This window comes from Pseudomonas sp. RIT-PI-AD (assembly GCF_025642785.1).
Classification (GTDB): domain Bacteria; phylum Pseudomonadota; class Gammaproteobacteria; order Pseudomonadales; family Pseudomonadaceae; genus Pseudomonas_T.
In genome coordinates this window covers 52,480-66,942 of the sequence record NZ_JANZKU010000002.1, presented here as the reverse complement: position 1 = coordinate 66,942, position 14,463 = coordinate 52,480, and the positions used below count along the sequence as shown (strand labels likewise).

Below are 14,463 nucleotides of genomic sequence, written 5' to 3'. Positions count from 1 at the left end.
TCCACCGTAGAGGACCTGCTCCGATGAATCTCCGCAATTTGAATATCACGCTCAGGGCTTCGATCAGTTTCGCACTCATCACGCTCATGGTGATCGTGTTGGGTATCTTCTCGTTGCTGCAGATGAAAGACCTGCACGGCAGCGAGCAGGATGTGGAAACCAACTGGTTGCCGAGCGTGCAGAACATCGACGAAGTCCAGATCAATTTGCTGGAAATGCGCCTGGAAAGCCTGCGCCTGCTGTCCGTGGAAGACCCGGCGGAACGGCAGACCTCGCTGCAGAGGATCGACAAGGCCCAGGCCAACATGAATCGGCTGCTGGATGAATACGAGAAGAACCTGATCTCCGACGAGGGCGATCGGCAGAACTACACCACCATCAAAGCCGCCATGAAGAACTACACCGAGGGGTTGAGGCATCTCCTCGACCTCGAGCAGCGAGGCCTCAAGGCGGACGCGATGGTGTGGGCCAACAAGGAACAGCGCGGCCGGGCCCAGGCGGCCCAGGCCGCCCTGGACAACATGCGCGACTACAACGCCAAGGGCGCCAAGCAGTCGGGGGTGAATTCCCTGGCCACCTATCAAGGCAGCCAGGTGTTCGTGCTGGTGATGAGCGTGGCGGCGATCCTGCTGACCATTCTCCTGGCATGGTTGCTGATCCGCAGCATCGTGCAGCCGATCGAGGCGGCCCTGCGCGTGGCCGAAAGCATCGCCAAGGGCGACCTGTCGCGGGAGATCGAAGTCACCGGCCGCGACGAGGCGTCGCGTTTGATGGCGGCCTTGCGCACCATGCGCAACAACCTGCGGGACACTATCCGCCAGATCAGTGATTCCTCCGGGCAATTGGCGGCGGCGGCCGAACAGATGACCTCGATCACCGAGGAAAGCAGCCGCTCGCTGCACCTGCAGAACGCCGAGATCGAACAGGCCGCGACGGCGGTGAACGAAATGAGCGCGGCGGTGGAAGAAGTGGCCCGCAACGCCGCCTCCGCGTCCGAGGCCGCCCGGCAATCCACCGACTCGGCGGCCATCGGCAACCAGCGGGTCCGCGATACCTTGCAAGCGATCCGCCGGTTGTCCGACCAGGTGGAGGGTACCTCCACCCAGATCCAGGGCCTCGCCGAGCAAGCGCAGAGCATCAGCAAGGTGCTCAGTGTGATCCGCTCGATCGCCGAGCAGACCAACCTGCTGGCGCTGAACGCCGCCATCGAGGCGGCGCGGGCGGGCGAGCAGGGCCGCGGTTTCGCCGTGGTGGCGGACGAAGTGCGGGCCCTGGCCCATCGCACGCAAACCTCGACCCTGGAGATCGAGCAGATGATTTCCGCCATCCAGACCGGCACCGAGGCGGTGGTGGCGGCCATGCAGCAGAGCAGCGCGCAGACCCAGAGCACCCAGACCGCCGCGGACGACGCGGGCAATGCCATCGAGGAAATCGCCCGGGCCATCGAGTTGATCGACGAACGCAACTCGCAGATCGCCACCGCCTCGGAGCAGCAGTCCCACGTCGCCCGTGAAGTGGACCGCAACCTGGTGAGTATCCGCGACCTGTCGATCCAGAGTTCCACCGGTGCCAGCCAGACCTCCACGGCGAGCAGCGAGCTGTCGCGCCTGGCGGTGGCGCTGAACCAGCTGGTCACCCGATTCAAGCTCTAGGGCGGGCGCTACGCCGCACCTCCCGAGGATCTGCCCGAGGCCTGTCGCCTTGGGCAGGCGGATCGGGCGATACTGTGCGGCGATGCGCTAGGAGCCCCGTTCATGCTGAAAACCGAATTCGACGACAGTTGGAAGGCCTGGATCGCCCTGAATATCGAGCGCGGCTGCTCGAAGGAGGGGATGTACGACATTCTCATCGAACATGAATTCGCCCCGGACCTGGTGGCCGATGCCCTGGGCCTGCGTCCGTTGCCTACCCCGGTCCCGCCCAAGGCGGTGCAGCCTCCGCAGGAGACCGAGCTGACCCAGGCGCCGGACCGCGTCGAGATTCCCTTCGCGGTGCGCTATCCCAGCGACCGGCTGGAGCTGTTCATGCTCCCCGGCTTCCTCGACGAAGCCGAATGCCTGACCCTGATCACCTTGATCAACGATCACCTGCGGGCCTCCACCACCACCAACGACAGCGGCGAGTACGCCGGCTACCGCACCAGCCGGACCTGCGACCTGGGCATGCTCGACCATCCCCTGGCGCGGGACGTGGACCGGCGCATCTGCCAGGTGATGGGCATCGATTCGAGCTGGTCGGAAACCATCCAGGCGCAGCGCTACGACATCGGCCAGCAGTTCAAGGCGCATACCGACTACTTCGAGCCGAACAGCCCGGAATTCGAGACCTACGCTGCCAAGGCCGGCCAGCGCACCTGGACCTTCATGATCTTCCTCAACAGCACCCGCGAAGGCGGCTCGACCCGGTTCACCGAGCTGGATTGCGAGGTGCGTCCGAAGCAGGGCGACGCGGTGATCTGGAACAGCCTGCGCGCCGACGGCAGCCCGAATCCGGACAGCATGCATTGGGGGATGCCGGTGGAGAAGGGCTACAAGGTCATCCTGACCAAGTGGTTCCGCAACAAGGGCAAGGGCAAGATGTTCCGCAAGACCCCCAACGAATACCTGCCGCCGCGCACGACTTCGGGTTTCCTTAAGCTCGCGGTGCCGGCCACGCTGTTCGCGCGCATCGAGCGCTTTTACCGGGAGCACGCCGGCGAAGTGCAGAGCGAGTCGGTCAAGGGGTTCATCGAAGCCGCTCCCGGCGCGACCCCCAGCGAACTGGTGCCCCTCGACGAGGCGCTCAAGCAGGACATCCATGCCACCCTGCAACCGCTGATGGAAGCCTGGATCGGCGACTTCGTCACGCCGACCTTCGTCTACGGCATCCGCCGCTACCTGAACAGCGCCACCCTCAAGATGCACCGCGACCGCGGCATCACCCACATCGCCAGCGCCATCGTCAACGTGTCACAGGACGTCGACCAGCCCTGGCCGCTGCAGATCGAGGATCACTTCGGACGCATGCATTCGGTGCTGCTGGAACCCGGCGAAATGGTGTTCTACGAGGGCGCGCGGCTTCTGCACGGGCGCGCCGAACCGCTGCATGGCCGGCATTTCGCCAACCTCTTCGTGCATTACCAGTTGCGCGACGCCTGATCGCGGCTGGGCTCGATGGCATTGCGCCGCCGGGCCTCGCCGTGACGGCGGGCGCCGCGCTTGCGCCACCAGATGTAGACCCCGGTGATCGACAGGCCGGCGATGGCCAGGCCGAGTACGGCGATCAGGATGCGCCCGGGCAAACCGGCGATGCCGCCGCCATGGATCGGCAACTGCAAGCGGTAGAACCGCTCGCCCAGGCTGCCGCGCCCGGCGATCTCCTCGCCGAGCAGGCGGCCATCGGTGCCATGGAAGAACAGCCAGGCGCTGCCGCCCGCGCCGTGGTGGTCGCCGAAGCCGGCGCCGAAGAAGTTGTATTCGGTGCTGTAGTACAGCTCGCCGAGCCGCTGCGGAATGCCCAGCCGTCGCGCTTCTTGCAGTGCCCGCGCATGAATCGCGGCGAAGTCCATACGGGTGTCGCCCAGGGTGTCGCGCGGCAGTTGCCCGCGGGCTTCGTAGACGCTCGGGGTTATCGGCGAGAACAGCGAGACCACCGGCTTGAACACCTGGCTCGGCAGGTTCATCGCCACGCTGCTGACGGCCACCGGCAGCAGGAGCAGCCAGAGCCAGAGGCCGCCCGCGCGGTGCAGGTCGAAGGTGAACCGGTAGCGACTGCCGCGCTTGACCTTCCAGGCCTTGGCCCACTTGCCGAGGAATGGCGTGCCGCGGGGAAAGGTCAGGATGAGCGCGACCAGGCAATCGAGTACCCAGAGCATCGCCACCAGTCCCATCAACCAGAGTCCCCAATTGCCCGGCAGGCTGAGGTTGTGGTGCAGTTCCAGGACGAACGGCACCAGGTTTTCCGCCTGGAAACAGCAGGCGCCCCAGTGACGCTCGCCGAGCGAGCGCCCATCGGCCGGGTCGAGATAGACCACCTTGTGTTCCACCGGATAGGCGGCCCCGGTGCTCGGGTCGATGCGCGGCGCCAAGGCCACCATCGCGCTGTGTCCGGGCGCCTCCGGGTACTCCATGTACCAGATCCTGAAGCGCGGCTCGCGCGCCTCCAGGCGCTCGATCAGCACGGGCGCCGGCAGCGCCTCGGCCGAGGCGAGGGTGCGGTAAAAGGAGGGGTTGAGCCAGGCGTCGAGCTCGTGCTGGAAAGCCAGGAGGCTGCCGGTCAGGCCGGCCATGGCCAGGAACAGAGCGGTGGCCAGGCCCAGGTAGCGGTGCAGGAGCACCAGGAGAAAACGCATCGAATCGGACTCCAGCCGAGCCGCCCCCACATCGTGCCAGGGGCGGCGAGCCTTTCGCCAGGCGCTGTACGGAAAGTACCTGCGCTCGGTGACTTTTCGTATAGGCCTTAGAAGGCGTAGCTCAGGGTGGCGGTAACGTTGCGGGTCTCGCCGAAGTAGCAGAAGTCCAGGCTATAGCAGGACGCGACGTACTTCTCGTTGAGCAGGTTGTTGGCGTTCAGGCGCGCCTCCAGGCCGCTCAGGCCGAGCTTGCCGAGGTCGTAGCGCACGGCCGCGTCGACCAGGGTGTAGGAGGGTACCCGCTCGGTGTTTTCCTTGTCCGCCCAGCTCTTGCCGACGTAGCGCACCCCGGCACCGGTGCTCAGGCCGTCGAGCAGCCCGGCGGCGAAGTCGTAGTCGGCCCAGACCGAGGCCATGTGGCGCGGCGCCTGGTTCGGCGTGTTGCCCTGGTTGCCGTCGGCGGCCCGGCTGTAGGTGATGTCGGTGAAGGTATAGCTGCCGAGCAGCTTGAGGCGGTCGGTCAATTGGCTATGGGCTTCCAGTTCCAGCCCCTGGGAGCGGATCTCGCCCAAGGAGGTGTAGAAGTTCTCCTGGGGCTTCTTCGAGGCGACGTTTTCCTGGGTGATATGGAACAGGGCGGCGGTGAACAGGCTGCGCCCGCCTTCCGGCTCGAACTTGACCCCGGCCTCCCACTGCTTGCCCTCGGTGGGCTCCAGCGGATCGCCCGCGACGTCCGAATAGGCGTTGGGGTTGAACGACTCCGAATAGCTCAGGTAGGGCGCTACGCCGTTGTCGAAGCGGTAGAGCACGCCGGCACGGCTGCTGAACTTCTGCCGGTCCTCGTCGCTGCGGCTATCGGCGGTGCGGTCCTCCACCGAGATGTTCACCCAGTCCTGGCGCAGGCCCAGGGAGAAGCGCCAGTTGTCCAGCTCGACCAAGTCCTGCAGGTACAGGCCGGTCTGGTCGAGGCGGCGGGTATAGCGGCTTTCCGGGTAGAAGGTCACGGCGCTGTCGCCGTAGTGCGGGTCGAAGGCGTTCAGGTCGGATGCCTTGCCCGAAGTCCACAGCACGTCGGTCTTGCGCCGCTGGTAGTCGAGTCCGAACAGCAGGGTGTGCTTGGCGGCGCCGGTATAGAAATCGGCCTGGACCATGTTATCGAGGCTGTAGGCGCGCAGCTCTTCCTTGCCGCCGGAGTAGTAACGGTTCAACAGGTCGCTGGTGGGTGAGGTCCAGCTGTAGCCGTAGATCTGTTCGAGTTCGACGCTGGAGTCCAGTACCCGCAGGTTCTGTCGGGCGCTCCACACGTCGTCGAAGCGGTGTTCGAGCTGATAACCGAGCATCCGCTGGTCGCGCTCGAAGGTGTCGCGATCCGGCTCGCCGTCGAAGAAGCGCTCCGAGATCCGCTGGCCGTTGCGCGTATGCAGGCTGCCATCGGCGGGCACGCCGCTGTGGTAGCCGCCCTCGGGGTCGCGTTGCAGGTAGCCCTGCAGCGTCAGCGTGGTGTCTTCGTCGAAGTCGATGGCCAGGCTCGGCGCGATGGCATAGCGTTTTTCCCCGGCCACGTGCTCGAACTGGGTGTCGGCGCTCTGTGCCAGCCCGGTCAGGCGGTAGGCGATGCGCTTGTCGTCGTCCAACGGGCCGCTGAAGTCGAAACCGGTGCCTTTCTGCCCCAGGTTGCCGACCGTGGCCTGGACTTGGTGATAGGGCTCGTAGAGCGGTTTCTTGCTGGTCAGGGCCACCAGGCCGCCCGGCAGGCTGCGCCCGTAGAGCACCGAGGAAGGGCCCTTGACGATGTCGATGCGATCGAGGAAGTAGGGATCGATCTGCATCGAGCTGAAGGTGCCGCTGTCGCCCATGGAACGCAGGCCGTCGAGGTAGATATTGTCGACGCTGCCGTCGGCGAAGCCGCGCATCACCACGTAGTCGTAACGGTTCGACGCCCCGATCTGCCCGGTGAAAATCCCCGGGGTGTAGCGCATGGCCTGCTGCACGGTCTTCGAGGCCTGGTCGTCGATCTGCTCGCGGGTCACCACCGAGACCGACTGCGAGGTTTCCAGCAGCGGCAGGCTGGTTTTGGTGGCGACGCTGCTGTGGGTGGCGAGATAGCCGTCGATGCTGCCCAGCGCGTTGCCGATGGCCAGCCCGGAGACTTCCGTAGCCGGCACCGCCAGGGCACCGTCGGCCGGAGCCTCGCGGAGGAAATAGCGCTGGCCGTCCTCGCTCACGGCTTCCAAGGGCGTCCCGGCTAGCAGGCGCAGCAGGCCGCTTTCCACGCTGAAATCGCCCTGCAGCCCGGCGGACGTCAGGCCGCGGGTCTGCTCCGGGGTGGCCGACAGGCTGATCCCCGAAGCCCGGGCGAACTGGTTCAGCACTTCGTCCAGCGAGCCGGCGGGTATGGCGTAGGCGTGGCTCGCCGTGGCGTGGTCGGCGCCCGGCTGCGCCCAGCCCGGCAGCGGCGCGAGGCCGCCCAGAGCGATGCACAGCAAGGCGCCGCGCACGGCGAGGCCCAGCGGCGAAGCGGCTGTCGGGGGAGTGGGAAGGCGCGGGCGGGACAGCGGTCCGGTCATGGTGGGTTTCCGTAAGGGTCGAGGAAGAAAATGAAGAGATCGACCTCTATGCCGGACGAGCGAAAGAAACCCGCCAGCTTCCACGTCTCTTTTTCACACACGTGCTTCGACGGTCACCCACCAGCGGGTATGGGCGCGCACGCGTACCGGCAGGCTGCGCGGCAACAGCGCCAGCAGGGCGTCGGTGTCGTCCAGGCGATAGACGCCGGACAGGCGCAAGTCGGCGACGGCGTCGGCGCAGCCCAGGTGGCCGTCGCGGTAGCGCGCCACCTCGGCGAGAAAGTCGGCCAGGCGCATGTCGCGGGTCACGATCAGCCCTTCGGTCCAGGCCCCGGCCTCCATGGGCAGTCGGTCGAGCGGGCTGACCCGGGAAGGGTCGACCCGATAGTGCTGGCCGGCCTCGGCTATATGGCGGACAGGGTCGGCCCCCGTGGGCAGGATGGCGACGGCGCCCTGCTCGACGCTGAGCCGGGTGGCGTCGCGGTCCTGGCGAACCAGGAAGCGAGTCCCCAGGGCTTCGAACAGCCGGTGCTCGGTCTGCACGCGCAGGGGCCGGTGGTCGCCGGCAGGGTCGGCACCGCTGCTCAGATGGATTTCGCCCCGCCGCAGGCGCAGCAGGCGCTGGCGGGCGTCGAAGCGGACGTCCACCGCGCTGTCGGTGTTCAGCAGCAGCCGGGTGCCATCGCTTAGGTCGAGGGTGCGGCGTTCGCCGGTGCGGGTCGCGTAGTCTGCGGTCCAGCGTGGCCAGGGGGTGAGGTCGCGCGCCAGCCAGGCGGCGCCGACGCCGGTGAGCCCGAGCGAAAGCAGCTTCAAGGCCTTGCGCCGCCCCAGCCGCTGGGCGGTTTGCTCCAGGGTATCGAAGGTGGCCACGGAGGAGGGAAGGGCACGGAAGCTGCCGTCCAGTTCGCCGTGCAGGGCCTGGATCCGCTGCCAGGCTTGCTCATGGCCCGGATCGGCGGCGCGCCAGGCGGAGCAGGCGCTCAGCAGTTGCGGATCGCCCGCGGCGAAGCGCAGGCGCACCGACCAGGCAATGGCCTGGCGGATCCGCGCGTCGTCGGGCGGGGGCGAACGCAGGCTCACGAGGTGGCTTCTTCGGCGGCGCGCAGCAGGTAGCAGTGGTACAGCGCTTCGGCGACGTAACGCTCGACGCTGCGCAGGGAGATGCCCATGTGTTCGGCGATCTGCCGATGGCCGAGGCCTTCGCACTGGGCCAGGAGAAAAGCGGTGCGCACCCGCGGTTTGAGGCCCTCGAGCAGGCGGGCGATGTTCTCCAGCAGTTGCAGGACCATCTCACGTTCTTCCGGGGACGGCGCCTGTGCGTCAGGCAGGTGGGCGAGGCTTTCCAGGTAGGAGCGTTCCAGTTCCTCGCGGCGCCAGTGATCGATCACCAGGCCGCGCGCGACGGTGCGCAGGAAGGCTCGCGGCGTGCCGATCTCGCCCAGCTCGCGGCGGGACAGCAGGCGCAGGAAGATGTCCTGGGCGAGGTCGGCGGCATCCGCCGCGTTGCCCAGTTTGCTGCGCAACCAGAGTTTGAGCCATCCATGGTGATCGGTGTAGAGCCGTTGCAGGGTGAAGGTGTGGGTGGGCATGGAGGCGCGAGGAGAGCTATCAAATGATAATTACTCTCATTGTTATACAAATGGCGGCGGCCCGTCCAGTCGAGCCGATGGCAGCCGTCTGACGGCCTGGGCTCACCAGGGCATCCGTGCGCCTTGGTAGTCGAAGAATTCGCAGCGGTTGCGTCCTGTCTGGGCGTGCAGCACCCGCATCAGCCCTTCCACGCTTTGCTCGACGCTGAGCGGCGCGGCGCCGCCGCCCATGTCGGTCTGGACCCAACCCGGATGCAGCGCCAGCAGGCTGTACGGAAGCGGCGCGCAGCGGGCGGACCAACTGCGCAGCAGGCTGTTCAAGGCGGCCTTGCTCGCGCCATACAGGGGCATGTCGCCGGCACGGGCCAGGGACACGCTGCCCATCTGCGAACTGAGGAAGGCGACCACGCCACCCGGCTTGACCCGCGGGGCGATGCGCTGCGCCAGGCGCAGCGGGGCGATGGCATTGGTCATGAAGAGCGTGGCGATCTCCGTGCCCTCGGCCCGCGCGGGATCCTGATGCGCGGGGCCCTGGATACCCGCGTTGAACACCGAGAAGTCCAGCGCCTCGTCGCCCAGTGCGGCCAGGACCCGTTCGTCCGTCGCCGGCTCGGCGAGGTCGTCGAACAGCAAACGCAGGCGAGCGCCGTGGCGAGCTTGCAGGGCGCGCAACCCGTCCGCGCCCTTTTCGCCGCGGGCGACGGCGTGGACCCGCGCACCTTCGTCGAGGAAGGCGCGCGCCAGACCCAGGCCGATGCCCCGCGACGTGCCGGTGATCAGGATGTTGCGCATGCTCGCCCTCCGCGGGAGTGGATCAGTTCGAATTCAAGGCCATTGCATTTCGCCCTTGAGCACCTTGGCGCTCAGTTCCAGGTCGGCTTCGCCGGCCAGGTCGGGGTAGTGACGCTTCATCGCCGCCACCAGCTCCTTCGAGTCCCGTGCCTTGGGCAGTTCGCTTTCCAGGGTTTGCAGGTAGGTGCGGGTGAAGCGCAGATCGGCCAGGTCGAACGCCGGCTTGCCCAGGTAATGGCCCGGTACCACGCGCTCCGGTTGCAAGGCTTCCAGGCGGTCCAGCGCGGCGATCCAGGCCTTGCGCGCTTCCGGAGTCTGGGCGTCGGCGGTCCAGACGTGCATGTTGGCGCTGATCAATACGCCGCCCAGCACGGTTTTCAGCGAGGGAATCCAGAGGGTGGTGTGGGCCGGGTCCTGGCCGATCACCTGAATGGACTCGCCTTCCAAGGTCAGGCGGTCGCCGTTCAAGGCGTTGGGCACCAAGGTGGTCTTGGGCGCGGCGTCCTTGAGGATCGGTGCCCAATAGGCCAGTTTCGGCTGGCGGGTGGCTTCGATGTAGGCCAGGGTCCGCGGGGTTGCGAGGATCTGCGCCTGGGGGAAGGCCTGGGCCAGGGTTTCCAGGCCGAAGTAGAAGTCCGGATCGCCGTGGCTGATGAAGATGGTTTTCAGGGTCTTGCCGCTGGCACGGATGCGCGCGACCAGTTCCTCGGCCTGTACCGGGGAGAACTGCGCATCGATCAGCACCAGGTCGTGTTCGCCCGCGATCAGGGTGGAACTCACCGGGAAGACGCCTTTGTCGCCGGGGTTGTAGGTGTCCAGGCTGAGGGGCTGGGCGAAGGCCGCGCCGACCGAAGCGGCGAGCAGGGCGCCGGCGAAGAGCTGGCGCAAGGAGGGCATGAAGCACATGGAAGTTATCCTTGGGGTGGGAACGTCGCCATATTAATTGCAATCCGGTGAGCAAAAAGCCCAATAATCTGCGCATGTTTGTTGCGCGAGACGAAGCAAATGGACCGACTGACAGCGACGCGGGTGTTCGTCGAAGTGGTGGAGCGGGGTAGCCAGACGGCCGCGGCGGACAGTCTCGACATGTCGCGGGCGATGGTCTCGCGCTACCTGATGGAGTTGGAGGAATGGGTGGGCGCGCGCCTGCTGCACCGCACCACGCGCAAGCTCAGCCTCACCGGGGCCGGCGCGGAACTGCTGCCGCAATGCCGGGAGATGCTCGCCCTGGCGGAAAGCATGACCCGCGTGCACGCGGACGCCGAGGCCACCTTGCGCGGACCGCTGCGGATCACCTGTAGCCAATCCTTCACCCAGGCCTGGCTGGTGCATCGGGTCAGCGAGTTCATCGCCCTGCATCCCCAGGTCACGGTCGACCTGCTGGTGAACAGCGAGTCGGTGAACCTGGTGGAGGAACGCATCGACCTGGCCTTGCGGATCACCAACCAACTCGACCCCAATCTGATCGCCCGGAAGCTCGGCGTGTGCCGCTCGGTGGTGTGCGCCACGCCGGCCTACCTGAAGCGCCATGGCACCCCGCAGCATCCGGACGACCTGCTGCGGCACAACTGCCTGAGCTATTCGCACTTCGGGCGCAGCGTCTGGGAATTCCGCGACGGCGAGCGGCGCTGGCCGGTGTCGCTGGGCGGCAACCTCAGCGCCAACGAATCGATGGTGCTGCTGGAGGCGACCCTGGCGGATGTCGGCATCAGCCTGCAACCGCGATACTCCGTGTCTCAGCTGCTACGCGAGGGCCGGCTGGTCGCGCTGCTGGGCGACTATCACCCCCAGGAACTGGGCATCCACGCCTTGTACGGTTCGCGCCGGCATATGCCGCCCGCCCTGCGCGGGCTGCTGGACTTCCTGGTGCTGCACCTGGAGCGCGACAGCGCCTGGGATGCCTGATGCCCGCTGGGCGGGTCCTCAAAGGCCGTACTTCTTGACCTTGTCGAACAGGGTGGTCTTGGCCATGCCCAGGTCGAGACTGGCCTGGCTGAGGTTGCCGCCATGGCGCTCCAGGGCGTCGCTGAGCAGGCGCCGCTCGAAGGCTTCGACCGCCTCGGAGAAACCCGGGCCGCCGTTTTCCACCGCCGCATCCCGGCGCTTGAACACCGGAAGCCCCAGGGCGAAGCGCTCGGCGACGTTACGCAGTTCGCGGACGTTACCCGGCCAGTCATGGGCCATCAGGCTGGAGAGGGTGGCGCGGTCCAGCTCCGGGACCGTCCTGTCGAAGCGCAGCGAGGATTGCTGCAGGAAATGCTGGAACAGCAGCAGGATGTCTTCCCGCCGTTCGCGCAGCGGCGGGAGCTCGAGGGTGACGACGTTGAGCCGGTAGTACAGGTCGCTGCGGAAGCGCCCGGCCTTGCCCTGCTCGGCCAGGTCGGCCTTGGTCGCGGCGATCACCCGGCAGTCCACCGCCACGCTCTGGTTGGAGCCGAGGCGTTCCAGGGTGTGTTCCTGGAGCACCCGCAGCAGCTTGATCTGCAGGTTGAGCGGCATGCTTTCCACTTCGTCGAGGAACAGCGTGCCGCCGTTGGCATGCTCGATCTTGCCGATGCGCCGCTTGCCGGCACCGGTGAAAGCATGGGCCTCGTGGCCGAAGATCTCGCTCTCGAAAAGGTTTTCCGGCAGGCCGCCGCAGTTGAGCGCCACGAACTGTTGGGGCTGGCGCCGGCTGAAGTCGTGCAGGCAGCGCGCGACCAGTTCCTTGCCGGTGCCGGTCTCGCCTTCGATCAGGACGTTGGCCGAGGTATCGGCCACGTTGGCGATCAGCTCGCGCAGGCGCTGCATCGCCGGCGAGCGGCCGATGATCCGTTCCTCCAGCGCCTGGCGCCCGGCGAGCTGGCGGCGCAGCGCCGAAACCTCGCGGGCCAGCGCGCGTTGTTCCAGGGCGCGGCGGGTGACGTCCACCAGCCGCTCGGGGGAAAAGGGCTTCTCCATGAAGTCGTAGGCGCCGTCGCGCATCGCCTGGACCGCCATGCTGATATCGCCGTGCCCGGTGATCAGCACCACCGGCAGGCTGCGGTCGCGGGCCTTGAGCTCGGCCAGCAGTTGCAGGCCGTCCAGGCCGGGCAGGCGAATGTCGCTGACGACGATGCCGGCGAAATCCTCGCCGATGCGTTGCAAGGCTTCCTCGGCGCTGCCCACGCCCTCGCTGGCGATGTCTTCCAGGGCCAGGGCCTGTTGGCAACCCAGCAGAACGTGGGGGTCGTCCTCGATGATCAGGACACTCAGGGGGTCGTTCATGGGCAGGAGGCTCCCTCGCTGGGGTTGAGCGGCGGCAACCGCGTGAGGGTGAGTTCGAATGCGGTGCCACCCACTTCGGGATGCTCGACGCCGAGGGTTCCGCCCGCGGCGGTGGCGAGGCTCGCCGACAGGGTCAGGCCGAGCCCCAGGCCGTGCTCGCCGGGCTTGGTGGTGAAGAAGGGCTCGAACAGGTGCACCCGGTCGGCGGGGGCGATCCCCGGGCCATTGTCGCGCACGCGCAGATGGTACTTGCCGTCGGCCTCGTGGCCTTCCAGCCAGAGGTGACGGTCGGCTTGTTCGCCCATGGCGTCCAGGGCATTGACGATCAGGTTGACCAGGATCTGTTCGAGGCGGGTCTGGTCGATCGCCAGGCGGGCTTCGGGACAGGCGCGGTGCAGGGCCGTCGGGGTCCGTTGCAGGCGCGGGTGGAGCAGGAGCAGCGCGGCGTCCACCGCCTTGTTCAGGCTGGCCTCGCCCCGGTCGTCGGAACGCCGGGCGAAGGCCCGCAGGCTGGCGGTGATGCGCCCCATGCGGTCGACCAGTTCGTTGATGGTGTTCAGGTTGGCGCTGGCGGTATCCAGGGCGCCGCGTTGCAGGAAGCGAATGGTGTTGCCGGACAGGGTGCGCAGCGCGGCCAGCGGCTGGTTGAGTTCGTGGGCGATGCTGGTGGACATCTGCCCGATCACCGCCAGCTTGCCGGCCTGGACCAGTTCATCCTGGGCGCGGCGCAGGGTGTCCTCGGCTTGCCGGCGCTCGCGAATCTCCGCCTTGAGGCGGTCGTTGCTGGCACGCAGGTCGGCGGTGCGCTCGGCGATCTTGCGTTCCAGCTCGTTGTTGGCTTGTTGCAGGGCCTCGCGGGCGGCGAGGCGGGTGGCGAGCACCTTGCGCCGCTCGTTCCAGGCGATCAGCAGGAACGCCAGCAGGGCGAACGCCACCGCGACCAGGGTGCCGTGGCTGATGGCCTCGCGGCGCTGGTCCTGCAAGGGGGTGAGCAGGGTGAGGTGCCAGGGCGTGTCGTTCAGGCGGCGGGTCTGCGCCAGGTAGTTGATCCGCGCCGGGGCCTGGCCCGGTTCCACCTTGGCGGGAAAGCCGATCTGCTCGATGCCGGCGCCGAGCGCCTCGCGGCCGAGGGGCTGCAATTCTTCAAGCGCCCACCAGTAGTACTGGAGGCTGCGCGCCAGGCGCTCGCGAGTCGCTGAGTCCAGCGGACGAACCGCCTTGAGGCGGCGGCTGGGGTCGCTGGAAAGGATGATGATACCGTTCTCGTCACTGACGTAGGCCTCCAGGCGGGCGCGCTGCCAGCGCTCCTCCAGGGCATCCAGGCGGACCTTGACCACCGCCACGCCGATGATCCGGCCTTCGTCGCGCAACCCGTGGGCCAGGTAATAGCCGGGCTCGCCGAGGGTACTGCCGATGCCATAGAAGCGGCCGGGCTCGCCGCGTACGGCATCCTGGAAATAAGCGCGGAACGACAGGTCCTCGCCCAGGTAGCTGCCGGCCTCCCGCCAATTGCTGGTGGCCAGCACCCGGCCCTGGGTGTCGAGTACGTAGATCGCCAGGCTACCGCTGCGCTGGTTGAGACCCTCCAGGTATTCGTTGACCCGTTGCCGGCGATAAGGGGTGGGCGCCAGCAGCAGGCGGCCGACGCTGGATTCCAGCTCCAACAGGCTGGGAAGGTAGGTGTATTTGTTGATCTCGCTCTCGACCGCACGGGCGTTGAGCTCCAGTTGCCGCTCGCCGTTCTCGGCCAGGGCGCGGATGCCGGCGCGTTCGCTGAGGTGGAAACCGGCGTAGCCGCAGCCGAGCACCAGCAGGATCATCAGCGCCGGCAGCAGCAGATAACGGATCGAACGGGGTTTCACGGTCAGGTCTGGCGGGATGGCGCGAAAGCGGGTGGAGGAGCATTCCATCACAGTCATCCAGGGGCTGGCCAGTGCGG

At 67.2% G+C, this 14,463-nt stretch carries 11 protein-coding genes; 3 read left to right on the top strand and 8 right to left on the bottom strand.

Going from position 1 to position 14,463, the window contains the following annotated elements:
* Positions 1-23 precede the first annotated feature (23 nt).
* Both OGL92_RS02140 and OGL92_RS02135 read left to right on the top strand, forming a co-directional pair.
* Positions 24-1,652 carry a methyl-accepting chemotaxis protein gene (locus OGL92_RS02140; RefSeq protein ID WP_263139746.1) on the top strand — a complete coding sequence of 543 codons (1,629 nt, stop codon included), beginning with the start codon at positions 24-26 and terminating at the stop codon, positions 1,650-1,652.
* Between the two features lie 102 nt (positions 1,653-1,754).
* Positions 1,755-3,137, top strand: a complete 1,383-nt coding sequence (locus OGL92_RS02135; protein ID WP_263139740.1) for a 2OG-Fe(II) oxygenase — start codon at positions 1,755-1,757, stop codon at positions 3,135-3,137.
* Here OGL92_RS02135 and OGL92_RS02130 read toward each other — a convergent pair.
* The 6 genes from OGL92_RS02130 to OGL92_RS02105 all read right to left on the bottom strand — a co-directional run bounded on the left by OGL92_RS02130 (position 3,116) and on the right by OGL92_RS02105 (position 10,175).
* Entirely contained in the window at positions 3,116-4,330 is a 1,215-nt protein-coding gene (locus tag OGL92_RS02130) for a PepSY domain-containing protein (RefSeq protein ID WP_263139739.1), read from the bottom strand. The two genes, OGL92_RS02135 and OGL92_RS02130, sit on opposite strands and share 22 nt — an antisense overlap.
* A gap of 107 nt (positions 4,331-4,437) precedes the next feature.
* Positions 4,438-6,897 (bottom strand): TonB-dependent siderophore receptor, encoded by a 2,460-nt coding sequence (locus tag OGL92_RS02125; protein WP_263139738.1) that lies wholly within the window; start codon positions 6,895-6,897, stop codon positions 4,438-4,440.
* Between the two features lie 93 nt (positions 6,898-6,990).
* Entirely contained in the window at positions 6,991-7,977 is a 987-nt protein-coding gene (locus OGL92_RS02120) for a FecR family protein (RefSeq protein WP_263139737.1), read from the bottom strand.
* The gene (locus OGL92_RS02115; protein WP_263139735.1) at positions 7,974-8,486 is read right to left on the bottom strand and encodes a sigma-70 family RNA polymerase sigma factor; all 513 of its coding nucleotides are present in this window, start codon (positions 8,484-8,486) and stop codon (positions 7,974-7,976) included. The genes OGL92_RS02120 and OGL92_RS02115 overlap by 4 nt, the downstream gene beginning before the upstream one ends.
* A 102-nt stretch (positions 8,487-8,588) precedes the next feature.
* On the bottom strand, positions 8,589-9,278 hold the full coding sequence (locus tag OGL92_RS02110; protein ID WP_263139732.1) for an SDR family oxidoreductase: 690 nt from the start codon (positions 9,276-9,278) through the stop codon (positions 8,589-8,591).
* Between the two features lie 33 nt (positions 9,279-9,311).
* Positions 9,312-10,175, bottom strand: a complete 864-nt coding sequence (locus tag OGL92_RS02105) for an MBL fold metallo-hydrolase (RefSeq protein WP_263140257.1) — start codon at positions 10,173-10,175, stop codon at positions 9,312-9,314.
* Between the two features lie 108 nt (positions 10,176-10,283).
* On the opposite strand from OGL92_RS02105, the gene OGL92_RS02100 reads away from it, so the two are divergent.
* Positions 10,284-11,183, top strand: a complete 900-nt coding sequence (locus OGL92_RS02100; RefSeq protein ID WP_263139729.1) for a LysR family transcriptional regulator — start codon at positions 10,284-10,286, stop codon at positions 11,181-11,183.
* Between the two features lie 18 nt (positions 11,184-11,201).
* Here the strand turns inward: OGL92_RS02100 and OGL92_RS02095 are convergent, their stop codons facing one another.
* Together OGL92_RS02095 and OGL92_RS02090 are read right to left on the bottom strand one after the other, a co-directional pair.
* Entirely contained in the window at positions 11,202-12,524 is a 1,323-nt protein-coding gene (locus OGL92_RS02095; protein WP_263139726.1) for a sigma-54 dependent transcriptional regulator, read from the bottom strand.
* On the bottom strand, positions 12,521-14,434 hold the full coding sequence (locus tag OGL92_RS02090) for a sensor histidine kinase (RefSeq protein ID WP_263139721.1): 1,914 nt from the start codon (positions 14,432-14,434) through the stop codon (positions 12,521-12,523). Before OGL92_RS02090 ends, OGL92_RS02095 begins: the two co-directional genes overlap by 4 nt.
* Positions 14,435-14,463 lie beyond the last annotated feature (29 nt).